The following is a 25,158-nucleotide window of genomic DNA, read 5'->3' as shown; positions in this document are numbered from 1 at the left end:
CAACTGTCACCCACACGTCGCGATCGCGGCCGCCTCGTCCGCTACGACAAGGACGATGCTGTCGATTCCGGTTGAGCGCAGAACCTTTCGCGCATCATCTGTTGGGCTGAACACGACAAGACGCCCGTTTCTTTTGGCGATATTCCGCGCGGCTTTCACGAGAAGCCTGATTCCGATCGAGGCTAGGAACGTAACGTCCTTGAAGTCGATAATGACCTTATCATTGTTGCTCGAAATGGCGCTGAAGGGCGCATCGACTTGCCCTGCGCCAGCGATATCGAGCGGCCCGCTAAGTTTTACCTTGAGTATGCCGCCCGGCAGCCCGACTTGATCTAAACGCATCTCTTTTTCTCCCGACTTTTCTTGCCGCTTCCCGGGCTTTCTTGTCCTGTCCAATACCGTTATGTGGGCTTCAGTTTTCTGCTGTGTCCGAAGTGAAGAACGAACTCACGAAACCCGAACCCGTGTTCGTCAGGTCGAAGGAGTGCAGACCAAGGCTATCCGACATCATTCGATAGCTCGCGACACCTCGCACCGAATTGCCATTGCTGTCGAGGCGCGGGGAATATGTGCCGATGCCGATTTGCCGGTTGACCACGCCGAGGATGCCGCCCCCAACTCCGCTTTTTGCGGGAATCCCCACTTCGTAGGCCCAGCCGCCGGAGTAGTCGTACATTCCGCAGGTGAACATGACCGACTGCGTATCACGCACCGCATCGATATCGAAGACTTGCTCATTGGTGACCGGATTGACCCCGAGATTGGCAATCGTCGCGCCGATGCGGGCCAAATCCGTTGCCGTCACCATGACCGAGCACTGCTTGAAATAGAGGTCGAGGACGGGCTCTACCGGCTCGGTCATGGCTCCCACGCTTAGAAGTAAATGCCCAATCGCTCTGTTCCGATGTCCCGTCGCTGCCTCGGAACGATAGACGCTTTCATTGAGTGACAGTTGACGTCCTGCGGCGCGAGAAAATCGATCGAGGACAAGATCGAATGCCTTCTGCTCGCCGAGGATATCGCGCAGTAATCCCGAAATGGCGATGGCACCGGCATTGACCATCGGATTGAATGGCCTGCGGGTCTCCGGGCTAAATTCAATGGCATTGAATGGATCGCCGCTTGGTTCAACTCCGGCGCGCGATAGAACCTCTTTGCGGCCGACGAGCTCGAGCGCCATGCAATAGGTGAGCGCCTTCGACGTCGACTGGATTGTGAATTCGACGTCAGCGTCTCCCACCTTATGAAGCTTGCCCTTGGTCGTGGCCACAGCAATACCGAAGGAATCGGCCGGAACCTTTGAGAGCTCCGGAATGTAGTCTGCCAAAACTCCGTGGGTGATAGGACGCGTCTGCTCATAGACGTAGGCGAGCATCTGATCGACTTGCGAAGTGGGATTCGGCACGGCATCGACGGAAGTGGCTTTCACTACCTCCGGCTCCGCGATCGTCCCCCCGGATGAGATCGCATTTTCCATTTGATGAGATGGGTCTCCGCTCGTCCGTTTTTTCCAAAACATCGCTTTCGGCTCGCTGATTGTGCTCAGTTCTTGTTCAACCGTAACCGCGTCTGCGCACAAGTTTGGCAATGATGCGATACACGCAATAAGGCGCGCGTATCGATCATCTTCTACAAGTGCCGCGAAGCATTGGATTTTTCAGAAAGGCGCCCCGACAGCATACGGGTTATTCGCAATATGTATGCCAGCAGACGCGTCCGGGGACTCATGTCTGACTATCGGAGAAGAGCACTGGGATGCCTGAATGCCCCTAAGGGCAAAATACGAGCCTGATCATGTTGATTAGGCCAATTGCTTTCCGGGCCGCTATTGGCCCAAAGCGGAGATCGAGAGTGAAAGATTGTTCGGTCTGATATCAGAATAAGAGCCGAACATTGCGGCGAACGAATTTCTGATAGTCTGCTGCAAATGTAAAACGTATCGCGAAAATCTCTCCGAGATTTCCAATATTTGGTGGGTGATCACGGGCTCGAACCGTGGACCCGCTGATTAAGAGTCAGCGCATTTATGTTGTAGATCAATGGCCATTCCGACTTTTATGGCCATATACCTACCACGCGCTATCAATGGGTTATCCGATGTGTCGGAATGCCAATGGACCGTTCGCAATTACGCGCGGGTGCATCGGACGGGGTGAAGGTCAGCGCCGGAAGCGATGACGCACTGACGTTCGCGCTCAATCCCATTTCAGACGTCGGTTGCTCCGTAACCGAGCGGCTCACAAATGCTGTAGATCAGCTCCAGTTACTGAAGTACAGCGTCCGCAGTCGAGGAGGCCGGAGAGAATAACTAACTGGCGGCGCGCTCTGGTCTGCGACCAACGCCATTTCACTCGACCTCAATCAGGCGCTCGCCACGCTCGAACCGGACACGACCTGCTACCTCATTCGCCGGCTTGCCCGAAGTCGAGAGCGCCACGGGGCTGCTCTACCGTGAATTGCGAATCCAGAGAGATGCACGTTGAGAAAACGATGACTCGTAAGTAGGATGATCGCAGAGCGATTCTCGTCGCTATTCCCTCAAATTTGCATTTGCCAGGCGTTCCTGCGCCGGCTCCACGAGACGCGCGATGCCGCCCCCACTGACCAAGACCAACGCCAATGGCGTGCGCTACCGCCGGCAGACCACCGTCGACCAGCTCATCGACGAGGTCGCCATGCTCGACCGTGCCGCGTTGCTCTCGCGGTTCAGCATTACAAACCGACACGACCCGATATATTTGCCGTCTGAGGTACTCCTCCACGCGATCCGGGCGACGCGCCAGGACAACCGCGACAGCCACTTCGAGGCACTCTTCCGCATCCTGCTCGCGCGCGTCGAATCCTTGTCGCGCAACGCCATCTCAACCTCTCAATACCGCAACGTCGACGAGATCCGCGCCGAAATTGCAAGCAGGTTCGCCACAATGATCGCGCAAGACCGAACCCAGGGTGGCGATCGGCTCGACATTTTCGAGGTCGTCTTCGATAAGGCCCTGGCAGCTTTGCGCGTCGACGTGCTTCGCAAACTCGGTCCTGAGCGCCTCAGGACCGAGCCGATTGACGACGCCAACACCGGCGAGCCGACGGCCGCCGTCGAGCGGGCAGCAGAAGCGTTCCTTGGCCAATCGCGCGAAAAATTCGATGATCCGGCTTTCCGGTCTGACCTCGTCGCTGCGATTGACCACTTGCCGAACGACGAGAAAACAGTGATCGGCCTCATGCTCAAAGGCATACCGATCGACGGCAAGGAACCTGGTGCCGTGACAATAGCCAAGCTGTTGGGTTGCACTGAAAAAACCGTCCGCAACCGACGCGACCGCGCGATCTTCAAGCTCAGAAAGGCCCTTGCAGGGGAGTATGCGTCATGACCAGTCAGACCAGTCCAGCCCAAGAGGACGTCTTGCTCGCCTTCTCCTGCGAAAACGATGCAAGCCCAGCTACGCTTGCAGAATACGTTCGTCGCTACCCGGGGTACGCCGGCGCACTCGCTGATCTCGCCGTTGAGCTGATGATCGTTCCGCTTCGTGAGGACGCCTGCTGCTCACCGCAGGATGCTACCGTCGACCGTGCCTGGGAGACATTCAGGTCGAGCGCCACTTCGCTGGAGACTAAGAGTCTCGGTGCCGCCGGAAGCCTGATCGCCGCTCTGCCGCCGGCCGAATTCCGGGCGCTTGCCAAACGCATAGGCGTCAACACCCTTTTCCTAGTTCAGCTGCGCGACCGCATCATCGATGCCACCACCATCCCTCGCCGGTTTGTCGAGCTACTCGCCAGGGAGCTGTCCAGCACGGTGTCGGCCGTGATGGATGATCTCGCCCGACCGCCGATGGTCGCAGCCAGCGAGCGTTTCAAGTCCGACCAGAAGCCCGGAGCGGACAAACGCATCGCGTTTGCGGACGCCATAGGAAACTCCGACCTCGATGATGAGCAGCAACAAAAACTCAGAGCTTTCATGGATTGAGCAATGGATGCCGCCGAGACTGCACGTCAGGCGGCCGCCCGCCTCCACTCTCAGGCCGTAGCTGCTGGCCACGATCCGGGGCAGCCGCTCGCCTTCGCCATGGCTGAGGTTGATCGGCGCAATCTCGAAGTCTACTTCGTCGCGCCCGAACATCCCGGGCTCAAGGGCGGCAGGGCATCGTTCGATCACCAGGCTGCGCATATCCTGGTTGTGAAAGACGCGACCGATTTCCAGCGGGCGTTACTCATCGCCCACGAGATCGGCCATGTCGTGCTCGAAGGCGGCGACCGCGATGATGTGGTCTCTCATTTCAACCAACCCAATTCTACCGAAGCCATGTCTGCCGCCGAGCGAGTGGTCGATTATTCGCGCCGCGAACGCCGCGAAGTTCGTATGGATCTCTTTGCGCGCGAATTTCTGCTCCCGCGCACATGGCTTCGTGGCCTCTATCTTGATCAGAGCTTATCGCGTCAGGCCATCGCCTCACGTCAGAAGGCACCTCTCGAAGTCATCACGCAGCAACTGCTCGATGCCCTGTTGCTCCCAGAGGTGCCGTCGGCGGACTCCTCCACTGAGGCCAAGCCCGAGAAACCGCTCGATCACTCCCAGGCCGCTGCCGCTGCCAAACGCGGACTTGCATTCCAACTGCAAGCCGGCCCAGGCACGGGAAAGACGCAGACGCTCGTTCATCACATCGATAGTCTTCTGCATGATGGCGTCGCGCCGGAGTCGATCCTCGCGCTTACTTTTTCCAACAAGGCTGCAGCCGAGCTGATCCACCGCCTGGAACGCAAGCACCCCGAAGCTGCCGCCGGTATCTGGGCAGGAACATTCCATTCCTTCGGCCTCGACGTCATTCGGCGCTTCCACGAGCGCCTGGGTTTGGCTGAAGCTCCCCGCCTAATTGATCGCAGCGAGGCGATCGAGTTGCTTGAGGACGAGCTCGCACGGCTCCCCTTGCGCCATTTCCGCAATCTATGGGACCCGACTCTCGTTCTCGCCGATATCCTCGCCGGCATCTCGCGTGCCAAGGACGAAGTCGCCGATGCGAAGCGGTATCGCGAGTCTGCCGATGCCATGCTTGCGAAGGCCGGGAGCGATCCCGACGCTCGCGAACGGGCCGAAAAATGTGTGGAGGTCGCCCAGGTCTACGAGGTCTACGAGAAGATCCTGAACGAGAAGGGCATGGTCGACTTCGGCGACCTCGTCGCGATGCCTGTAAGGCTCGTGGAAAACGACGCAGATGCCCGTGCCGTGCTCGCAAACCGCCATCGTCACATCATCGTCGACGAATACCAGGATGTAAACCGAGCAAGCGTGCGACTGCTTCAGCAGCTGCGCCAGCCCGGTAATCGCATCTGGGTCGTAGGCGACGCCCGGCAGTCCATCTACCGCTTTCGTGGTGCCTCCTCGGCCAACATGGCGTCCTTCGCAACAGACTTTTCTGGCGCAGAGGCAGCGCCGCTTGCGGTCAATTACCGATCGAGGCAGGAGATCATCACTACGTTCCAGGCGTTCGCCCGGACCATGCTGGCGTCTCATTCAGCCTTGCCGGTTGACCTCGATCCAAACCGCGGCGCCAGCGGAGTACGGCCCAAGCTTCGCGTCGCCGGCACTCCCGAAGATGAGATCGGCGTCGTAGCCGCAGCGATAGAGGATGCCAAGACAACCGGCGCGAGCTATCGCGACCAGGCTGTGCTTTGCGTCAGCAACGGACGCCTCGCTCAGTTTGCATCCGGTCTCGAAGCCCGCGGAATCCCTGTCCTCTATCTTGGCGGCCTGTTCGAACGACCAGAGATCAAATCCCTGCTCGCTCTCCTTTCGCTCCTCCAGGACCCCTTTGCACCGGCGCTCGTCTCGGTCGCGACGCTGGATGCGAGCCGTATGCCGCTCGCCGACGTCCAAACGCTGACGCGCATGTTGCGCGAGACGTCGGCAAGGCCACTCGACTGGCGACGGATAGCGACAGCCGTTCCGCATATCTCTGCAGCAGGGCGCCAGGCTATCGCGGACCTTGCGGATGCTCTCTCCTCTTTCGACTTAGCTTCGCGCCCATGGGACGTGCTGACTGCACTTGTCCTCGACAAGCCGGGAATCGCACGCACGCTGCACGGCGCAAGCGACGTTGCATCCCGTATGCAAGCCATCGCGATCTGGCAGCTGCTGGCCTTCGCACAAGTGCAGCCGTCCGCCCGGGGAGCGCCGATCCGGCGCTTCCTCGACCGAATCCGCCGGCTCATCCTCATCTCAGACGACCGCGAGCTGCGGCAGCTTCCCGCCGCGGCGCAGTCCATCGACGCCGTGCACCTGATGACCATTCACGGCAGCAAGGGGCTCGAGTTCCCGATCGTCCACCTGCCCGACCTGATCGCAAGCAAGATGCCCCTTCCCAATCGGGCGCCCCGGTGTCCGCCACCAGACGGGCTAATCTCCAGCGCCGAGAATCTCCCTGGCCTCGAAGTCCTCAAACAGGGTCACGACCAGGAGCAGGAGTGCGTCCTGTTCGTCGCACTCTCCCGCGCACGTGACGAGCTCCACCTGTCGGCCTCGTCGCTGCAGCCAGGTGGCAAAAAGCGCAATCCGTCACTCTTTCTGGATCGGTTCACCGCACATCTGGACATGGTGCGGACGCCGCGTTCCATTGCCGGACCATCGCCTGCTATCGAGGATGTAGCCATCACCTGGACCACGCCGCCCGCGCTCACCGATCACCAACTCGGGCAGTTCGAGGATTGTCCGCGGCGTTTCTTCTACACGCATGTCCTCAAACTCGGAGGCCGCCGCTCCGAGACGGCCTTCACTCGCATGCATGACGCTTTGCAATCAGTCCTCGATTGGGTCTCGGAATCCTTTCCGGCCAGCAACCCCGAGCCCGGCGTCGCCGAAACGCAACTCGATGCCGCCTGGCAGGCAAACGGGCCTGTCGATCATCCCTTTGCATCTGACTATCGGCGTATCGCAGGGGAGCTGCTTTCGTACCTCCTCGGCTCACGCACGGCCGGCCCCCTCGTCGAGCCAAAGCCGCTGACGCTCGCGCTCGGTCAAAGCCGTGTCACTGCCGTTCCCAATCACATCGTGCGCAGAGCCGATGGTGCCGTAGCGGTGAGGAAGGTGAAGACCGGACGCAAGAGTTCGGAAGAATTTGACGGGCTGGACTATACCGTCCTGCTGCTCGCGGCCCGCGCCGCGTATGGCCCCCAGACCGTCGTCGAAGTCGTGCATCTGACGTCCGCGACCACCACGCCCGCGGAGATCTCCCCCAAGGTCCTGGCCAACCGTCGGGTCAAAGCTGAAACCGCCGTCGCCAACATTCGCCAAGGCGCCTTTATCCGCCAACCGGTCGATCGACGTTGTCCACGCTGCCCGCACCTCTTCCATTGCGGCGCACTGCCCGATGGCGCGATCTCGGCAAAAATTTGACGCTGAGCTTTCCGGTTCATGAATGTCGCTGCGATTGCCTGATCAGAAGCCGCCGCAAACCTCCGCGCCGGCAACGCTCAGGAGTTCAAAAGCGTGCCTCAACAACACCGCTACAGCGTGACCGACGCTACACTCGACGCCAAGACCGTCAAGATCGATCACCCGAATCCGACCGGCGCCGAGATTCTCGCCGCCGTCGGGCTGATCCCGCCGGATGAGCACATTCTCCTCGGCATCATGCCCAATGGCGACTTCGAGGATGTGCGTCTGACGGAGCATACGGCGAACGAAACGCGCAAGTTCATCGCCTTTCATTCCGACCGCCTCTACCGCTTCACGCTCGACACCCGCCAGCTCGGCTGGGGAGAGCCTAGCATTTCGGGCTCCATCCTCGAAAAACTGCTCGGACCGGCGGACATCGGAAAAGACATCGTGCAGCGCCGCCATGACGGCACCGAGACGGTCATCGAAAAGGGCAGCATCGTGCGGCTCGACGAGCAAGGAACCGAGCACCTCGTCACTCGGGCCCGCACCTTCGTCATCGTCGTCAACACCAGGCGCAAAACTACCTCCAAGGAGAGCCTCACCTTCGAGGAGCTGATCTTGCTTGCCTTTGAGAAGCCGCCGACGGGGGAAGGCGTGCAGTTCACGATCCAGTTCACCCGCGGCCCAGAAGCCAACGCCTCCGGCACTCTCCTTGAGGGCCAGTCCGTCAAGATCAAGAATGGGATGGAATTCGATGTCACGCCGACTAATCGCTCGTAGTCCCGATCTGCAGCACCTCGAAGATGAGGGCTTCGATCTTGCCATCATGGGCGGTCACCTACTCGTCCGTGACGTTCCCTTCGTCACCAGCAACAAGTCCGTTTCGAGCGGCATCCTCGTGATGCCGCTTGATCTCGCAGGCGAGACGGCCTCTAAGCCGCACTCGCACATCGCCTACTGGATCGGCGAACACCCGTGCCACGCGAGCGGCACGAAGATCACCACGATTGCCAACGCCTCGAACGTAGAGCAACTCGCAGAAGGCCTCCAGATCGATCACACGTTCTCTGCCAAGGCCGACTACCGCGACTATCATCACAAGGTGAGGACCTATGTGGGCCGCATCGCAGGCGAGGCCGCCATGATCGACCCGAACGCGAAAGCGCAGACCTTTCCTGCGATCCCCGCCGATCCAGGCGACAGCGTATTCGAGTATGCCGATACGGCATCGAGCCGGGCCGGCATCGCTGCCATCAACGCGCGCGTCGCGGGCCTCAAGATTGGTATCCTCGGTGCCGGCGGCACCGGCAGCTACGTGTTCGATCTCGTCGCCAAGACCTTGGTCGCCGAGATACGGGTCATCGACGGCGATCTCTTTCTAAACCACAACGCCTTCCGCTCGCCGGGCGCGCCATCACTTGCGGACCTCACATCGAAACCTAAGAAGACCGATTATCTCGGTGCCATCTACAGGAGGATGCACCGCGGCATCGTGCTGCACGACATCAACATCGACGATGGCAACCTGCATCTTCTCGACGGGCTGGATTTCGTATTCGTCTGCATGGACACCGGTGACGCCAAGCGCAAGGCCGTCGAACGGCTCACTTCCAGCGGCACATGCTTCATCGAGGTCGGCATGGGTGTTCTCGTCACTGACGATAAGCTCGGCGGCATCGTCAGGACTGTATGCAGCACGCCAGAAACGAGACAGGCGGCGGTTGCGCGCATCTCCTATGCCACTGATGACGGCGGTCTCAACGCCTACTCGGCAAACATCCAGTCCGCCGAGCTCAACGCGCTCAATGCCGCGCTCGCCGTCATTCGCTGGAAGCAGCTCGTCGGCATCTATCACGACATGCGCAAGGCTTCCTACCGCGGCTACTCCATTGCGTCGGGCGATATCGTTACCGAGGGTGACGAATGACACGTATCACCCGCCTTAAAATTAAGCACATAGATTCAGTGCCCGATAAGCTTGAGGTCGGTGTGCTGTACGTCTCCAGCCGCTTCGCAACCGCGATGCACTTGTGCTGTTGCGGTTGCGGCCATGAGGTGGTGACCCTCTCAACCCCGCCAAATGGAGATTGGTCGAAGACGGTGACAGAGTTTCGCTGTATCCATCTATCGGGAATTGGAGCCTTCCGTGCCGCTCGCACTATTGGATCGAACGTGGACAAATCCGCTGGGCGGGTGCTTTCAATGCGAAGCAAATCGCGGCCGTGCAGGCACGCGACCGACGCGACGCCATCGCCGCACGACCGTCGATTGTCGGATCGCGGGGCAAGCTTACCGCAAGGATCTTGGCGGTCTGGTCTTCTTTAACGAGCTGGTGGTGACGAAAAAGGCCGTAAGCATTGATCGCCTGATATCTGCGTCAACGCTCTTGAGGCTGGATTGAACACCACAATAACCCTGTTGAAAAGCAGGTCACGAACGTCCGGCGAGCGCAGCAGCGTCGCAGACTGAAGAATGAAAACAGGCCGATACACTTCCGGTTTTGGAAAGGGTAATTCGTTATGCACGAAATCATCTGCCCCCACTGCAGTAAGGCATTCAAGATCGACGAAGCCGGGTATGCGGACATCCTGAAGCAAGTCCACAATAGCGAGTTCGAGAAGCAGCTGCACGAGCGGCTCGAACTGGCCGAGCGCGACAAGCAGTCCGCCATCGAACTTGCGCAGACGAAATTCACCGGCGAATTGCAGAGTTCGACTGCAGCCAAGGACACTAAGATACAAGAATTGAAGTCGCAGCTCGATGCTGGAGAGGTTGAACGCCGGCTCGCCGTCACCCAAGCGGTAAGCGCAGTCGAAAAAGAGCGTGACTCGCTGGCCAGCGAACTTGCGCAAGCTGAGCAGGATAAGAAAGCTGCTTTAGAGTTAAGTGAGGCGAGGTCGGCGAACGAGCTACAAAAAGCGGCCACCGCCAAAGATAGCGAAATCCAAGACCTTAAGGCTCAACTCGCCGCCAACGAAGTGGCTCACAAACTTGCGATAACAGAAGCGATCAATGCGGTTGAAAGGGAGCGCGACGAACTTAAGAGCGACGTTGAGCTAGCAAAGCTTGAGAAGCAACTTTCAGAGAACGCGCTCAAGGATAAGTACGAAACCCAGATCAAGGATCGCGACGACGCGATCGAGCGCCTGCGGGAGATGAAGGCTCGCCTGTCGACGAAGATGGTCGGCGAAACCCTTGAGCAGCACTGCGAGACTGAGTTCAACCGCATTCGCGCGATGGCGTTTCCGAGGGCATATTTCGAGAAGGATAACGATGCGCGGTCTGGCAGCAAGGGCGACTACATCTTTCGCGACTCAGATGAGTCTGGCAATGAGATCATCTCGGTCATGTTTGAGATGAAGAACGAGAGTGATCGCACCGCGACGAAGAATAAGAACGAGGACTTCCTAAAGGAACTCGACCGGGATCGTACAGAGAAGGGGTGCGAGTACGCGGTTTTAGTATCCCTGCTCGAACCCGATAGTGAGCTTTACAACACCGGGATCGTCGATGTGTTTCACCGCTACCCGAAGATGTACATCGTCCGACCGCAGTTCTTTCTTCCAATCATCACGCTTCTGCGGAATGCGGGACTAAACTCCCTCAAGTACAAGTCGGAGCTGGCACTCGTTAAGGCGCAGAATATAGACATCACTCAATTCGAGACCCAACTCGAGACGTTCAAGACTGGCTTCGCGAAGAACTTTGACCTCGCGTCCAGGCGTTTCCAAACGGCGATCGATGAGATCGACAAGTCGATCGACCACCTACAGAAGACGAGGGAAGCCCTGATTGGCGCCGATCGGAACCTTCGTCTTGCCAACGACAAGGCGCAGGACGTTACGATCAAGAAGCTGACTCGGGACAACCCGACGATGGCGGTCAAGTTTGCGGAACTCAAGGAAAATGGCCCTTCAGATACTGGATGAGAACACGAGTGGCTTGCGCCTCGTGCTGGCCAACGGGCTTCCGGTCGACCGCATCTGAATGGATTCCGGACCGGGGCCAAAAGCCCAGAGATGCGGCCAACGGGGAACCGGCTTCCTCCGCTGGTCCACATCAAGTGCAGTAGAAGCCGCAGAACAAGTTCTCTGGTGTAATCAATCCACAAATCGCTCGCTGGTGCCCGGTGTGGATTGGCGCAGCCGTGGGTAGGCTACAAACCATCTCTCAGAACCTGCACCCACATCACGCTTAGTCGGAGCACTACCTGAATGTCATCATTCGTCTGGCTTGACTACTCGGAGCGTGAGCGTCGCAAGATGCTCGACGTCATCGAGCTCTTCCGGGAGTCGGAGACGGTCGACGAGCTCGGGATAGGCTCCATCCGCGATGCCTTCGCCGACATGCTGTTTCCCGGCACGTCGACGATCATGACGCGCGCGCGCTACTTTCTGCTCATCCCCTGGATCTATCAACATCTCGAGGGGCGTCGGGTTTCCTCAGCTCAGATCGAGGCCCGCGGACGCAACACCGAAATCGACTTAATCGAGCACATCGAGGCTTCGAATGACAACGCGGGCAATATCGGCCGACTCGCCCGCAGCAACCTGAAGCGACTGGCCAGTAGCGTCTATTGGCAGGGCCTCGGCGTTTGGGGCATCCGCTCATTCATAGGGTCTCAAACTCAATACTACCGTAGCCTCGATCGGTATTATCAAGGTCAAGCGCGTCACGCCGGGCGCCTGTCCGAGCGCGGAAGCGAGCACGATGACCTAATCGCCCCCAACTGGCATGGTGGGCTGATCTCGCCTCCGCCCGGCTTCCTGACGACGTGCTCTCTGCGTCTGAGCCGACGCGAGGCGAAATACCTCGCCGAGCGAATCACCCTCAGCCCAGGCTGCTCGGGATCTTTGCTTGCCGCTTTGGTCCGGCACGGCAAGCGGGAAGATGACATGACGTTTGCCTGGGAGCATCCGTATTACCAGCGCCTCAACGGCAAGCTGTCGGTTCAGCTCGACCATGCCCGAAACTTCTCAGCGCTGATGCACGGGGCACCCCTGCTCTACAATCTCATCCTGGCCGAACAGACAAATAACGACACGCGTCGGGACCGCTACTGCCTACTCCTCAGGGAATGGAGCGACTTGATCGCCGAGCGTCGGCAGTCGCTCGAACATTGGAAAAACGGGGAGTTTTGGACAGTGGTCCTCGACCAGAATGCGCGCATCACGCCAAACACACGAAGTTTCGTCAACGAATGGTGGCAGCTTGTGCTCGATGCTGGCCCACGCGATATTGCCCACTCGGAAGTAGCGCGCAATCTCGTCACGTACCGTGAGCGCCAAATCAAAAAGCAGTTGGCCCGGATCAATAACCCGCGAGCCAGCGAACTCTGGGGCGGGGACAGTGGGATTGCTCCGCTCGACTACCGCTGGCGGATTTCTCAGATTTTGATCGGCGATATCTTCGATGGCCTTGGAGGCGGCGATGCTTAAGCCGGGGGATCGTGAGCATCTTATCGAGTTGTTGCGGCCGCCGGTCGGATGCTGCTTGGATTTTGCCGTTGGGACGACCTTCTCCCTCGATCTCGTCAGCGCCTTGCTGTTGCCGCTGTCGTTTGCGTTCTGCGACTGGCAAAAGCCCGACGGAGAGCTTGCCGCAGATCCGTTGGCTTTGCTCGAGGCCCTGCGCCGCTATGGCGACAAGTATGCGGTGTTCTGCCAGTCCGGCCAGATCCGTCTGCCAGCCAAGTATCCACCCCTCGTCACCTTCCTCGAACAATCAATCTATGGCGTTCAGCCCCCGGATGAGCAGGGCGTGTTCCATCCCAAAGTTTGGGCTCTGCGTTTTCAGGAGGGGGACGCGAGCGTTCGGTACCGCGTGCTTTGCCTCAGCAGAAACCTCACGTTCGATCGGTCATGGGACACCGCAGTCATTCTGGATGGCGTGTTGACCGAGCGAGAACTCGCGTTTGCGGCCAACCACCCCTTGGCGGACTTGATCGGGGCACTTCCCGAACTCGCGCTCCGACCGCTCACACGGGCCCACGCAGCGGGAGTAGCGCGGCTGTCGGATGAGTTGCGACGCGTGAGATTTGACGTTCCCAAGCCCTTCAAGGCGCTTGCGTTCTGGACCGGCGGGCTTGAGGGCCTACCGACGCGGGCATTCGAGCAAGCCGCCCGCAAATCCCTGATCATCGCACCGTTCCTCTCCAACGATGTCGTCAAGGGTTTCCAAGACCTCTCATCGGAAACGCACGTCGTCTCCCGGCTCGAGGCTTTGCAGGAGTTGCCGCCATCGACCTTGCAGGCGTGCAAAAGCGCCTTTCAGCTCCTCCCCGATCTCCAATCGGAATCGGAAGACGACACGCTGCCGCGCGAAGAGGTCTTAGAGTCCCTCGAAGGGCTTCACGCCAAGGTTTTCGTCAGGGACCAGGGCTGGGAAAGTCACGTCTTCAGCGGATCGTTTAACGCCACGAACCATGCGCTCCGGCATAATGTGGAGTTCATGGTCCAATTGACGGGGCCGCGCAGCGACGTCGGCGTTGATGTTCTGCTGCGTCAGGTGCAGGGCGAGTTGCTATTCGCTGATCTTTTGAAGCCCTACGAGGCTGCGACTGTCAGCGTTGCACCCGATCCTGCCCTTCGACAATTTGACGATCTTGTTCGTGTCGCCAAACGAGCAATCTCAGTCGCTGGTGGTCGCGTCGTCGTCGCCACCGGACAAGAGCCGGATCGGTTCGACGTTGCGATTGTCTGGAAAGCGCCGTCCATCCTCCCGAACGAGATCGACGCTAAGGCGCGGTTGATCACACTACCGCCTGATCGTGCCCTGGACTTGAGCGCTCCACTTTCATTCCGCGCTGTCTCCTTCGAAGGTTTGACGCCGCTGCTCGGCATCGAGATCACAGCCAAACTCAACGGTAAGCCGATGACCTGCGAGTTCGTGCTCGATCTGCCCATGGAGGGCGCACCGGAGGATCGGCAGGATCGCGTACTGCGATCGATGATCAGTAGTCGAGAGCAGCTGTTGCGCTACATCCTGTTCCTCTTGGCCGCTGGCGACGGGGGCGAGCTCTCGTCGCATCATATTCAGCAACTGATCCGGGATGGCACCGGTGCCCAGTCGTCCAAGACGATGGCGGAGACCCGGTTGGTTGAAACCATGCTTCGTGCACTGCACAGATCGCCGGATCAATTGGAACGCGTGAACTCCGTGATCGACGTGCTGCGTCGGGAAAGCACCAGCTCTGCACTGCTCAGCGCCGAGTTCAATCAGATTTGGGAGCCAATCTGGCAGACGGCCGAGCGTGCGAGGAATACATAATCATGTGGCACGACCCCGCCTCCACATTGGCAAAACTGAAGGACTTTCAGCGGGCAACGGTCGACTACGCTTTCGCGCGCCTCTACGAGGAAGGCTCGAGCGCTCGCTTTCTCGTTGCCGACGAGGTCGGGCTGGGCAAGACCCTGATCGCCAAAGGCGTGATCGCGAAGGCGATCTCCCATCTGAGCCGGACCCAGCACCAGATTAACATTCTCTATGTCTGCTCGAACGCCGACATCGCACGGCAGAACATTAAGCGGATGCGCATCCCACAGCTTGCCGATGCGGCGCAGGCCACGCGTTTGACGCTGCTGCCGCTCGAGTTGAAGATGATGGCAGCCAATCGGGTCAATTTTATCGCGCTCACCCCCTCCACCTCGTTCGAGCAATCCAAGGGCGGAGGCCGCTACGACGAGCGTGTGCTGCTGTACGCGCTGCTCGATGAGGTTTGGCAATTCAATGGGCGCAAGGCGGCGCTCCATGTCCTGCGCAATCAGGCTGGGGCAGACAGGTTCCAGGCTCACTTGGCTCGCTTCGATCATGACCGAGTGAATCCCGAGATCAGGACGCACTTTACTACGACACTCGAGCAGTCCATCGCTCAAGATCGGAAACGAAAAGCAGCTGATCTCAAGCGGCGCTTCGACGCACTTTGCGAAGTCTTTGCCCGCAGCAACTCGCGACCGACGGTGGAGGAGGCCCAGGAGCGCACGCGCTGGCTTGGGGACATGAGGCAGCTGCTGGCCAGGGTTTGCCTGACTTCCATACGACCAGACCTGATCATTCTCGATGAATTCCAGCGCTTCAGCCATCTGCTCAAAGACGACAATGAGGCGGGCGACCTCGCGCGGGATTTGTTTCAGTCCAATCAGGAGCTCGGCGCCAGGGTCCTGCTTCTGTCCGCGACGCCCTACCGCGCCCTGTCGTTGCATCACGAGACCGGCGACGACCATTACAGTGATTTTTTGTCCACGCTCCGCTTTCTGGAGAATGGGACGTCGGACGAGATCGAGGAGCTGCTCGCCGACTATCGCGCCGCGCTCGTCGACGTCATGCAACCGAACGGAATGTCCAAGCTGACCACCGCCGTGAGGGCCCTCGAAGCGCGATTGCGGCGGACGATCGCGCGAACAGAGCGAAACACTTTTCCAGGCAGTCCGCGGATGCTGCGGGAGGTCAGCCCGCCGAACGTACCGCTCAAGGAGCACGATGTTCGCGGTTATCTTGGAGCCCAGGCGATTGCCGATCTGATCGAGGAGGGCGATATTGTCGAGTACTGGAAATCATCGCCTTATCTCTTCAACTTCATGGACGACTACAAGCTCAAGAAGTCCTTTAAGGCATGGGATCAGCAGCGCGAATTGATTGAGCTGGTTCGCAGACATGGCGACTGCTTCATCGACGCGGCACGCCTCGCCAACTACCAACAGATCGATCCCGCGAATGCGCGACTGCGGGGGCTGGTCGAGGAGACCGTGGGACGTGGCATGTGGCGCCTGCTCTGGTTGCCGCCCTCGCTGCGCCATTACGATCTTGATGGTCCATACTCGGCGCCGGAATTGCAGAATGTCACCAAGCGCCTCGTCTTCTCGGCATGGCACATGGTCCCGAGGGCCCTGGCATCGATGCTGTCCTATGAAGCCGAACGCCAGATGATGCGGGCGACGGCGCCGCGCTCCAAGGTCACGCAAGACGATCGCCTGAAGCAACGTGGCCTCCTCCGATTCAGCTATTCTGCGGGCCGTCCGTCCGGTCTTCCTTTTCTGCTGCTCGTCTATCCTTCTCTGACACTGGCAACGGCCTGTGACCCTCTGGCCCTCGCTGCGGCAGAGGTGGTATCAGCTGCCGAGATGCGAGATCGGCTTGCGCGCAAAGTTTCCGAGCTTCTCTCCACACTTGAGATTGTCGCGGACCACGCAGGCCCTGCCGACGAGCGATGGTATTGGCTAGCCCCCATGCTGCTCGATGAGGCACAATATTCGGTCGCTTCCAGCGCGTGGTGGACGAACTCCGCGCTCGCTAAGACCTGGGGATTGAGCAAGTCGAACGACGAGGCCGAGGACGACGGCCGCTGGGCAGACCACGTCCACTTCGCGCGGGATACGATCGCTGCTGTGCGTTCAGGAGCAACGATGCTCGGCCGGAAGCCCGACGATCTCTGTGAAGTGTTGGCGCTATCCGCATCTTCGGGGCCGGCCACTGCAGCCCTCAGAGCGTTTAGTCGCAGAGGTGGTGGATGCTCCATGGAGGGTGTGAGTGTGCGTGAGGCGGCCGGCCGGGTTGGCCACGCCTTTCTGTCGCTCTTCAATCATCCCGAGGTGATCGAGCTCGTCCGTGCGGTGATGACGGACGAGCCCTATTGGAAAATGGCACTCGCCTACGCGCATGCAGGAGGATTGCAGGCAGTTCTCGATGAGTATGCGCACCTGCTCCAGGAAGGATCCGAGACCAGCGACCGATCGGCGGGAGAGGTTGCGAGATCCCTCTCCAACGCCATCATCGAAGCGCTGACCATCCGCACAGCCAACATCACCATCGATGCTATCAGCGCGCCACCCTACACCCGATCTGTGCAGGTGAAGCCCGAACGCCTTCGCAACCGCTTTGCCATGCGCTTTGGCGACCAGCAATCGGACGAGGAGACGGGCGCACTCGACGACTCCGGTGTAACCCGGAAAGAACGCGTTCGCGCCGCATTCAACTCGCCATTCTGGCCGTTCGTCCTCGCCTCGACTTCGGTCGGCCAGGAAGGACTGGACTTTCATCACTACTGCCACGCCATCACACATTGGAACCTGCCCTCGAACCCGGTCGATCTAGAGCAACGTGAGGGGCGCGTTCACCGCTATAAGGGGCATGCGATCCGCAAGAACGTCGCAACCGCGCATGGCCTAGCCGCATTACGCGCTGCAGGCCCCGACGTCTGGCATACGGCCTTCGACATTGCCGCCCGCGAACGAGGACCAGGCCGCAACGACCTCGAACCCTATTGGCTGTTTGCCGGCGACGCACATATCGAGCGCCATGTCCCGGCCCTCCCCTTCAGTCGTGACGCCGCGAGGTTGCACGATTTGCGCCGAGCCCTGGCCATTTATCGGATGGTGTTTGGTCAGAGTCAGCAGGAGGACTTGATCGCCTATCTGCTTAAAGAGATCCCCGAACAAGAGCGGGAGCCCATCGTGGCTGAGCTGCAGATCAATCTCAGCCCGATGAGGGTCAGAGCCTAGCTTACGCGAATGACGCGGGCAGCAACAATGACGTGATGGCCCTGATGTGTACCAAGCTCCGACGTGTGTACCACTTGCAACCGCTCAGTTCGCCAGGTTCGGGGCGAACAGCGGCCGTTCGGCGCAGCCAAATTGATGCTAATCGTCGACTAAGAGCGACTTCCGCTTCCTCGCCATTACGGTCACGATCAGGAGACAGCAATACCGAGAAAGCAGACTTTAGATCGCTTGGTCTCTTTGAGGTCCTGAAGGACTGCCAACATTTCGGAAGGCCGTCGCTGTAAGGGCCAGGAAGAGCCAGTCGGTAATCGGCGAAGGCGACAGTTCTCTGAGGCCAAACGGCCACAGGTCCGCCACAGCAAGTAGCTGCCTCAATCATGTCACCGAAGAAAATCGGTCGGTTGCTTGATGCCAGAGGCTTAATCCGCCACTCATTCCGCTGAGTGGGGGCATCAATGCGGCGACCTTTAATACAATTTGGCATCGCTCAGCTACGCAAGCTGTACGAAGAACGCGGACATGAGCATGCCATCCTAGAGCAGCTTCGCGAGGAGCTAACTTTCCGCAGCACCGCAGGTGCGAAGCAGCTGAACGCTGAAGTACTCCAGCGCATTCAGGAGATGGCAGCGGCCGACGATAATGTAATTATTGAACTACCCCCTGGACCATCCCGCGATGAACCTGATGACGAGCAGGATGGCAACTTAGCGCCGGAGGGCTCCCCTGATACCACCAACAGCCATCTTCATCCCGACGACCAAAAACGCCCGGCAAGCCTCACACGCATAAGGCCGCCAGGCACATCCGGCTTACCCGAACCGTGGCAGCGCACGCTCAGTCAAGAACTGACGCTGCCGGTTGCGAAGGACGCCGACCTGCCCGACCTATTCATCGCGGCTCTCAATGCACTCATTGCCGAGATTAAGCGCAACAGCGCCAACCAGAAACGCTACGAGCTGGAGAATGGCGAACGGCTGGAGACTGCGCAGGACGACATACTCTATGCATTTCCTTTCACTGACGAAGCCGAGCTGTTCGAAGAAGCTCAGATTGAGCTGCAGGCCTTTGGACGCCGCGTCGAAGGCACCATCGTCTCCATCTCAGCAGGTCGCCTCGTTCTTGCCCTACGCGAAGATTTAGGCGCCGAGATCGCCAAGGCCATTCTGGTCATTGACACCACCGCCCTGCTTGCCGCATTGGTGACCAAGATCGAGCAGGTCAAGAAAGGCGAAGTGAGCCTCAACCGTGATCTTGCCGACAGCATCGCTGGCCGGAATGCCCATCCTACCAAGCCAGAGCTCATCGATGCAAAGCCGCCGAAAGAGCTCAACGCAGCACAGCAGCGCGCCTTCGCGGCGGCATCCACCGCCGCCGTAACGTGGATCTGGGGTCCCCCCGGCTGTGGCAAGACTAAGACGTTGGCCGAGATCGTCCGAGCGGTTTTCGAAAGCGGTCGGCGCATCCTTGTCTGCTCAAATACGAATAAAGCCGTCGATCAGGTGCTGTACAGCATCTGTAAAGCCCTTGAGACTGACCATCCAGCCATGCGGGAAGGGCGGGTCGTCAGATTAGGTCGGATCGCCGACAAAAAACTCAACGACTACGCGGACTACGTTACCATCGACGGCATCGTGGAACGGCGCAGCCAGGAGTTGCGGCACCGTCGCGCGCAGGTCGAGCGTGCTTTGGAGTTGCTCGATGCCCGGACCCTCAAGAGCCAGCGACTTATTGCAAGATTCGGGAAGCTTGACCGAGCCGCCGCGGAGCTGGCGGCAGCACGCGAACTGCTTGCGAAGATTGCCTCCGACGCCGAGAGCGCCCAACGCTCGCACCAACGCAACGCGCAGCGCACGACCGATTTCCAGGCCGAGCTGGAGAAGCGGCAGAAGGCCTTCTTCACCTTGCTGAGCCGCAATGAAGAAAGCATCACGCGTGATCTTGCCGCCGCTGAGGCCGAACACGCGAATATTGAAGCCCAGATGCAAGCTGTCAGGCAGCGTTACGAAACCGCCAAACGCGTGTTCGACGCGGCTGCCACCGATCATGACGCCATGCGAAACACCCTTGCCGGAGAAGATAGGACGGCGGCCGAGGAAGCCATCCGCATCGCTGCCGACGAGCGCTCAGATTTTATCGCAGAGCTGCGTGATATCGAGGCCAAGATTGCTGCCATTCGCGAAACCATTATCAAGGAAGCGCGCATACTCGGAGTCACGTGTACCAAAGCCTACTTGGCCGTCCGAGAAATCGGCCAAGTCGATTTGGTCATCATAGACGAGGCATCGATGGTGCTGCTGCCTGTGGCGTGGTTCGCAACCGGCCTCGCCAAAGATCGCGTCATCGTGTGCGGCGACTTTCGGCAGATCCCCCCCATTGTACCGAGTGAACAGCAGAGCATCGTTGATGCCATTGGCACGGACGCCTTCACCGCTAACGGAATTAATGAGAACGATCCGCGCATCATGATGCTCAACACGCAGTATCGCATGCATCGCACCATCTGCCAGCTGATCGCCGAGCCAATGTATGCCGGAAAACTTGGAACTGCCGCGGATCGGCTCGAAGCGACGGACCAAGTACCTCCGCCCTTCAATCAGCCCCTGACGATTGTCGACACCTCCGACCTGTGGCCGTTTGAATCGCAGAACGCCTTCTTCTCCCGATTCAACCTGATGAACGCGCTCCTCGTGAGGAATATTGCGTTCCACTTCGCCAAGCACGGCGCCATTCAAGAGCATGAGGATCTAGGTATCTGCACGCCCTATTCCGCGCAGGCAAAGATCATAGGCAAACTTCTGGAGGGAGAAAATCTACACGACAAAGTGCAGGTCGGCACGGTCCACAGCTACCAGGGCGACGAACGCAGCACGATGCTACTGGACATCCCAGAATCACATGGTGGGGCCTGGAGCCTGGGTCAGTTCGTCCAAGGCGTGCCGCCGAAGAATGTCGGCGCACGCCTCATCAACGTTGCCATCAGTCGCGCCAAGCATCGACTGATTGTGCTGGCAAACCTCACCTACCTCGACCGCAAATTGCCCTCCACATCCCTGCTTCGTTCGGTGCTCTTTGATATGCAGGGAGGTGGCCAGGTAATCCGAGGCAGCGACGTCCTCGCCTTACGCCCCATAGAGCGGGATCTGAAGGGTCTCTTGGGACAGCCGCCGTTCGAAAAGATGATCGAGACGTTCGGCATCTTCGACGAGCCAACTTTCGAACTGGCACTGGAGCACGATATCCGTGAAGCAAAGCGATCGATCGTTATTTTCTCCGGCTATGTCACGCCTGCCCGCGTCGGGAAGCTGGGCGACTTGTTCCGCGCCAAAATTGCCGATGGGTTGAAGATCCGATGCGTCACGCGCCCCCCACAGACCAATGGCTCCGTACCACGAGAGCAAGGCAGTGAAGCTCTCGACATGCTCGAAGGCATCGGTGTGACTGTCGATTGCCGTGCAAAGATCCACCAAAAAATTTGCCTGATCGACAATCGGATCGTTTGGCTGGGCTCGCTCAACGCCCTTAGCCACGCGGGCCGCTCCGATGAAACGATGACCCGCGCCGTCAACGAAGGCTATGCGGCTGCAATCGCTGGTCACATGTCAAAACGGCGTATGTCGACAGACAAGGCCGCCTCATCTGTCGCTGATGCCGAAAACCCGCGTTGTCCGGAATGCGACAGCCGATCCATCTATAACGATGGCCGGTTTGGTCCGTACTTCGCCTGTGAAAGCGAGTGCGGCTGGAGGGCAAACGAGAAGTCACTGAACGGCAATAGTGCTACACGAAACGCTGAAGATCCCGATGCAGATTCACTGCCTCTACTCGGCCCAAAATGTCCTAAGTGCAAATCCCCAACAGCGCTTCGTACCGGGCGGCGTGGAAAGTTCTACGGATGCACACAATATCCAAAGTGCGACGGCACGCGGCAGGCCTCAAGCGATGGCAACGAGCGACGTCGAGCGTGAGTGGACATCATAGCAATGTCCTCGCGCATGAGATGACATTTGAGCGTAGAAATACAATTCAACGGATACTTGCGAAACCGATTGTCTGCCACTGATTGGCCTAACGTTGCGTCGGACAGAAATTGCTCGCCGCAGTGTGACCGGAGAAACATTTAGGCTTGGGCCACATTCGCCAAAGGCGATTTCGCGGGTTTCGTAGGAGCCGCGTCGCAGTCTCTTCGAACGAGCTTCGCTGGCCGTCCCAACCTCGTACCTCTGGCACGAGCAGCAGCTAACCCCGCTTTGGTGCGTTCACTGATGAGGGAACGTTCAAACTCGGCCAAAGCGCCCAACAGATGAAACTGAAGCCGGCCACCAGCGGTGCTCGTATCGATAGCATCCGAAATCGACCGGAACGCCACTCCCCTGCCCTCGAGATCCGCGACGAGTGAGATGAGATGGGAAAGGCTTCGGCCCAATCGATCAAGTCTCCAGGTGACAAGCGTATCGCCTGTCTTCAGCCAACGTATCGCTTCATCGAGAGCTGGCCGGTATTCGAGCGCACCTGAATATCCCGGGTCGCAAAAGATCTTCGTGCATTTTGCCTGCTTGAGCGCGTCGATCTGCAGATCCAGACTCTGGTCATCCGTGGAAACGCGCGCATAGCCAATCAGCATGCCCAAAGTCCTATGACGCCAGCACCACCCTCAGGTGATTGCGGGCAGCATCCAAGTAGATGGTGGAAAAGTATCAAAAAGGGTCCTTTTTACTCACTATTTGAAAGGGGTGCTTGAGTGGGCAAACACCCCTGCAAATCCAAAGATACCCAGGCCGCTAACCATCATGCAACGAGGCTGCACAAAAAAGGACCCTTTTTTCTGGTGGGGGTCCTCCTCTCGTATTGAGGATCACATGCGGGATCCGAGTCAGAACAGCGAGACAATTCACACGCGCAAGGAGTTGTACACGCGCGCATGGAAGGCTCCTTTAGAGACGCTGGCGCAGGAATTGAGCATCACGCCTCACCGCCTGAAAAAAATCTTCGATGAACTTCAGATTCCTTACCCGCGCCCCTCCTATTGGAAGCGCAAACAAGAAGGCAAATTTGTCTTCCAACGCAAATTACCCAGCCCATCGCCAGCGACGCCTTCCCATATCGTCCTTACACGTCAGGAGGAACAAGAGGATCAGTCAAGAGCCTCATTAAAACCGCATCCGGTTATCGCTGGATGGCGTGAACAACGGAAGGATTTCATTGCTACTCATCCCCACTTCGCATCGGTCCGGAGCGCGTCAGAGCTACGCAAGCAACAGATCTTGGATCCAATATTCAAAGCGGTCGAAGAGCACGGCATCAAACCTCTCGCACGACACGAACGAAATCACATCTATTTCGCATATGAAACGATCGAGATTAGCTGCACTCTGCGCGAAAGGAAAAGACGTACCGCAATAAAAAGAAGCGGGGTCAATGACATCTCTTATGACCTCAAACCGACCGGCGACTTCATCTTCAGCATCGAGAGCTTCTTAGGGCAGCACAACCTCATCCGAAGACAGTGGAAGGACACCGCCACCAAGCGACTGGAGGACATGGCGCCCGAGATTGTTTCCGCACTTCTCAAGGCGGCACCCGCGCTTCTTCGCATACGACAGGACGAAGAGAAGCGGGCAAAACGAGAATTCGATGAACGGCAGAAAAAACGTGAGGAAGAAGCATACAGACGGCGCGACGAGCGTCGTTGGGCGGAATTTGTTTCATACGCCAAGCGACTCGAGGCTCTGGACAAACTAGGGGTGCTCATTGCCCACCTTGAGCGCAACACTGCCGACTTCTCAGTGGTCGTAGCGGACCGCTCGCTCGCGGATTGGCTTCAGTGGGCGAAGGACCGTGTCGCGGCATTCGACCCCCTTCACATCGAACCCGAAACTTTGATCCTTGAAATGATCACATTGGCTGATCAGCGCGTGACCTCAGAGGATCATTGAGCACGCTAGGAACTAGGCTATCCGCCCCCTGTTGCGCCTCAAATATGCCCTATTAAGCCCTGCACCGAGCATTTTTTCTCACCCCGCCAAACCCTGCCAGACCTCTTTATTCCTGGTCGTTTCGCAGGATATTTCGCGAGCCATGCAAGGTGCGCATGATGATCAATGCTTGTGTCGCCCCCTGACGACCCACCGCGTGCGGCATTCACTGAATGCTTCTTTTGCATGGATTGTTTGGGGGGCGATCAGTGAATCCCTGGAGGGCACCAGACTGAGTTCGAGTCCCTCCTGGGGCGCCAAACCGGGTTCGAGTCCTCTTCTGGGCATCGAACCTCATCGCGGGAAGGCCCCTGGGGAGCTCCAAGCGAATCCCGAAAATTTCCTTTGTGGTTCAGGCTGTTAAGAACCTTGACCACCTGCGCCGCCGGAGCAGTCCGTTTCCGGCTATGTAGCAGAAGCATGTTCAGACGTTGTAAGGTCATCGACTTTATCGGGCGCTATATAGAACGGTTCTGAAGGCGCCTTAATCCGCTCGAGCGTCACCATGCAACTCACAGAGATATAACGATCTCGTGCCGCTACGAGCTTCCTGACTTCCTCTTTGCAGTACTTAACCGCATGCCACCCGTACAGAAACCTGCCATGGAGGTCTGCTCGCGCCTCGCAATGACCCTTGAGATCGCCATTGAACCTTGACTTATCTTGAAAGTCTATCGCGACGTCTAGGTCACCGTAGTCCGTCGCTAGCGGGTCTATGAAGCTTCCAAACAGGCGTACCTCCCTTATGAAGAAAATAAGGTCGCGTCGCGCATTCACCGCTTCAATACGAGCATGAAATCTATGAAGGATGGGCACAGCCTCGTGCCTGTCGATCCTTTTGACAGCCCGCGTGGAGGCTAGCCGACACCCCTTGTCGGTTATTTTATAGCGTCGCTCACCTCGATCCTCATCCTCGACGGCTACAAAATCTTCTGACAATAGCTTTCCAACGATAATCATCGCGGTTTCTTCACCAACGCTTAAACGCTGCGATACGAGAGACTTCGATACGTGGCGCCCGTGGACCCTCAGAAAATCGCGAATTTCAATCATTTTGATGCCGCCTATTCGTTCATTCCAATCAACGCGCATGACCTTCCCTCCTAAGTGTCCTCGGTGTGCGATGCCCCGCACCTGCCGTCAGCCTTGCCGACGCGCACGATCAAAACCGCGAAAAACTCTTATGAAAAGGCCCATTTTCTCGCACTCGGGCCTGGCATGTAACGTCATGGGTTGGCAGGGTTTGGCGGGGTTTCACGATTTGGTGAGCGCAGAATCCCTACGCCCAAATTGGCCTCTCAGGCCGCACCATCGCCATGATTGG

At 58.6% G+C, this 25,158-nt stretch carries 15 protein-coding genes and 1 pseudogene; 12 read left to right on the top strand and 4 right to left on the bottom strand.

What is annotated here, in order from left to right; genetic code table 11:
* Window positions 1–6 precede the first annotated feature (6 nt).
* Complete coding sequence (locus BM399_RS06175) at window positions 7–342, bottom strand: STAS domain-containing protein (RefSeq protein WP_143111342.1); 336 nt, start codon at window positions 340–342, stop codon at window positions 7–9.
* Window positions 343–412: 70 nt separating this feature from the next.
* On the bottom strand, window positions 413–1,429 hold the full coding sequence (gene glsA, locus BM399_RS06170; RefSeq protein WP_244531097.1) for a glutaminase A: 1,017 nt from the start codon (window positions 1,427–1,429) through the stop codon (window positions 413–415).
* Window positions 1,430–2,588: 1,159 nt separating this feature from the next.
* Between glsA and BM399_RS06165 the strand changes: the two genes are divergently transcribed.
* From BM399_RS06165 to BM399_RS06115, 11 genes and pseudogenes are all read left to right on the top strand, one after another.
* On the top strand, window positions 2,589–3,368 hold the full coding sequence (locus tag BM399_RS06165; protein ID WP_092865573.1) for a sigma-70 family RNA polymerase sigma factor: 780 nt from the start codon (window positions 2,589–2,591) through the stop codon (window positions 3,366–3,368).
* Window positions 3,365–3,961, top strand: a complete 597-nt coding sequence (locus tag BM399_RS06160; protein ID WP_092865570.1) for a hypothetical protein — start codon at window positions 3,365–3,367, stop codon at window positions 3,959–3,961. Before BM399_RS06165 ends, BM399_RS06160 begins: the two co-directional genes overlap by 4 nt.
* 3 nt (window positions 3,962–3,964) lie before the next feature.
* Window positions 3,965–7,381 carry an ATP-dependent helicase gene (locus BM399_RS06155; RefSeq protein ID WP_092865567.1) on the top strand — a complete coding sequence of 1,139 codons (3,417 nt, stop codon included), beginning with the start codon at window positions 3,965–3,967 and terminating at the stop codon, window positions 7,379–7,381.
* 93 nt (window positions 7,382–7,474) lie between these two features.
* Complete coding sequence (locus BM399_RS06150; protein WP_143111341.1) at window positions 7,475–8,146, top strand: multiubiquitin domain-containing protein; 672 nt, start codon at window positions 7,475–7,477, stop codon at window positions 8,144–8,146.
* The gene (locus BM399_RS06145; protein WP_092865561.1) at window positions 8,121–9,293 is read left to right on the top strand and encodes a ThiF family adenylyltransferase; all 1,173 of its coding nucleotides are present in this window, start codon (window positions 8,121–8,123) and stop codon (window positions 9,291–9,293) included. Before BM399_RS06150 ends, BM399_RS06145 begins: the two co-directional genes overlap by 26 nt.
* Window positions 9,290–9,705: pseudogene (locus BM399_RS21605) on the top strand (ubiquitination-like system serine protease family protein). Before BM399_RS06145 ends, BM399_RS21605 begins: the two are co-directional and overlap by 4 nt.
* Window positions 9,706–9,885: 180 nt before the next feature.
* Window positions 9,886–11,295, top strand: coding sequence for a DUF2130 domain-containing protein (locus tag BM399_RS06135; protein ID WP_092865555.1), 1,410 nt, complete (start codon window positions 9,886–9,888; stop codon window positions 11,293–11,295).
* Between the two features lie 285 nt (window positions 11,296–11,580).
* Entirely contained in the window at window positions 11,581–12,804 is a 1,224-nt protein-coding gene (locus BM399_RS06130) for a DUF6361 family protein (protein WP_092865552.1), read from the top strand.
* Window positions 12,797–14,635 carry a phospholipase D family protein gene (locus tag BM399_RS06125; RefSeq protein WP_143111339.1) on the top strand — a complete coding sequence of 613 codons (1,839 nt, stop codon included), beginning with the start codon at window positions 12,797–12,799 and terminating at the stop codon, window positions 14,633–14,635. The genes BM399_RS06130 and BM399_RS06125 overlap by 8 nt, the downstream gene beginning before the upstream one ends.
* 2 nt (window positions 14,636–14,637) lie before the next feature.
* Window positions 14,638–17,862 (top strand): helicase-related protein, encoded by a 3,225-nt coding sequence (locus tag BM399_RS06120; protein ID WP_092865546.1) that lies wholly within the window; start codon window positions 14,638–14,640, stop codon window positions 17,860–17,862.
* A 455-nt stretch (window positions 17,863–18,317) separates the two neighbouring features.
* Window positions 18,318–21,827 carry an AAA domain-containing protein gene (locus BM399_RS06115; protein ID WP_092865543.1) on the top strand — a complete coding sequence of 1,170 codons (3,510 nt, stop codon included), beginning with the start codon at window positions 18,318–18,320 and terminating at the stop codon, window positions 21,825–21,827.
* A gap of 152 nt (window positions 21,828–21,979) precedes the next feature.
* Here BM399_RS06115 and BM399_RS21535 read toward each other — a convergent pair whose 3' ends face one another.
* Window positions 21,980–22,483: a recombinase family protein gene (locus BM399_RS21535; RefSeq protein WP_092865540.1), complete on the bottom strand. Its 504-nt coding sequence runs from the start codon at window positions 22,481–22,483 to the stop codon at window positions 21,980–21,982.
* Window positions 22,484–22,718: 235 nt separating this feature from the next.
* Between BM399_RS21535 and BM399_RS06105 the strand changes: the two genes are divergently transcribed.
* Entirely contained in the window at window positions 22,719–23,795 is a 1,077-nt protein-coding gene (locus tag BM399_RS06105; RefSeq protein WP_092865537.1) for a hypothetical protein, read from the top strand.
* 444 nt (window positions 23,796–24,239) lie between these two features.
* Here the strand turns inward: BM399_RS06105 and BM399_RS06100 are convergent, their stop codons facing one another.
* Window positions 24,240–24,926 (bottom strand): winged helix DNA-binding protein, encoded by a 687-nt coding sequence (locus BM399_RS06100; RefSeq protein ID WP_092865534.1) that lies wholly within the window; start codon window positions 24,924–24,926, stop codon window positions 24,240–24,242.
* Window positions 24,927–25,158: the final 232 nt, after the last annotated feature.

The sequence above is a fragment of the Hyphomicrobium facile genome, from assembly GCF_900116175.1.
Lineage (GTDB): Bacteria > Pseudomonadota > Alphaproteobacteria > Rhizobiales > Hyphomicrobiaceae > Hyphomicrobium_B > Hyphomicrobium_B facile.
The sequence above is the reverse complement of the archived record's forward strand: the minus strand, read 5'-3'. Positions and strand labels throughout refer to the sequence as shown.

Bases quoted from the DNA above. Each gene is read 5' to 3' on its own strand.
- BM399_RS06175 (WP_143111342.1), bottom strand. From the start codon at position 342: ATGCGTTTAGATCAAGTCGGGCTGCCGGGCGGCATACTCAAGGTAAAA.
- BM399_RS06165 (WP_092865573.1), top strand. From the start codon at position 2,589: ATGCCGCCCCCACTGACCAAGACCAACGCCAATGGCGTGCGCTACCGC.
- BM399_RS06160 (WP_092865570.1), top strand. From the start codon at position 3,365: ATGACCAGTCAGACCAGTCCAGCCCAAGAGGACGTCTTGCTCGCCTTC.
- BM399_RS06155 (WP_092865567.1), top strand. From the start codon at position 3,965: ATGGATGCCGCCGAGACTGCACGTCAGGCGGCCGCCCGCCTCCACTCT.
- BM399_RS06145 (WP_092865561.1), top strand. From the start codon at position 8,121: ATGTCACGCCGACTAATCGCTCGTAGTCCCGATCTGCAGCACCTCGAA.
- BM399_RS06135 (WP_092865555.1), top strand. From the start codon at position 9,886: ATGCACGAAATCATCTGCCCCCACTGCAGTAAGGCATTCAAGATCGAC.
- BM399_RS06130 (WP_092865552.1), top strand. From the start codon at position 11,581: ATGTCATCATTCGTCTGGCTTGACTACTCGGAGCGTGAGCGTCGCAAG.
- BM399_RS06125 (WP_143111339.1), top strand. From the start codon at position 12,797: ATGCTTAAGCCGGGGGATCGTGAGCATCTTATCGAGTTGTTGCGGCCG.
- BM399_RS06120 (WP_092865546.1), top strand. From the start codon at position 14,638: ATGTGGCACGACCCCGCCTCCACATTGGCAAAACTGAAGGACTTTCAG.
- BM399_RS06115 (WP_092865543.1), top strand. From the start codon at position 18,318: ATGCGGCGACCTTTAATACAATTTGGCATCGCTCAGCTACGCAAGCTG.
- BM399_RS21535 (WP_092865540.1), bottom strand. From the start codon at position 22,483: ATGCTGATTGGCTATGCGCGCGTTTCCACGGATGACCAGAGTCTGGAT.
- BM399_RS06105 (WP_092865537.1), top strand. From the start codon at position 22,719: ATGCGGGATCCGAGTCAGAACAGCGAGACAATTCACACGCGCAAGGAG.
- BM399_RS06100 (WP_092865534.1), bottom strand. From the start codon at position 24,926: ATGCGCGTTGATTGGAATGAACGAATAGGCGGCATCAAAATGATTGAA.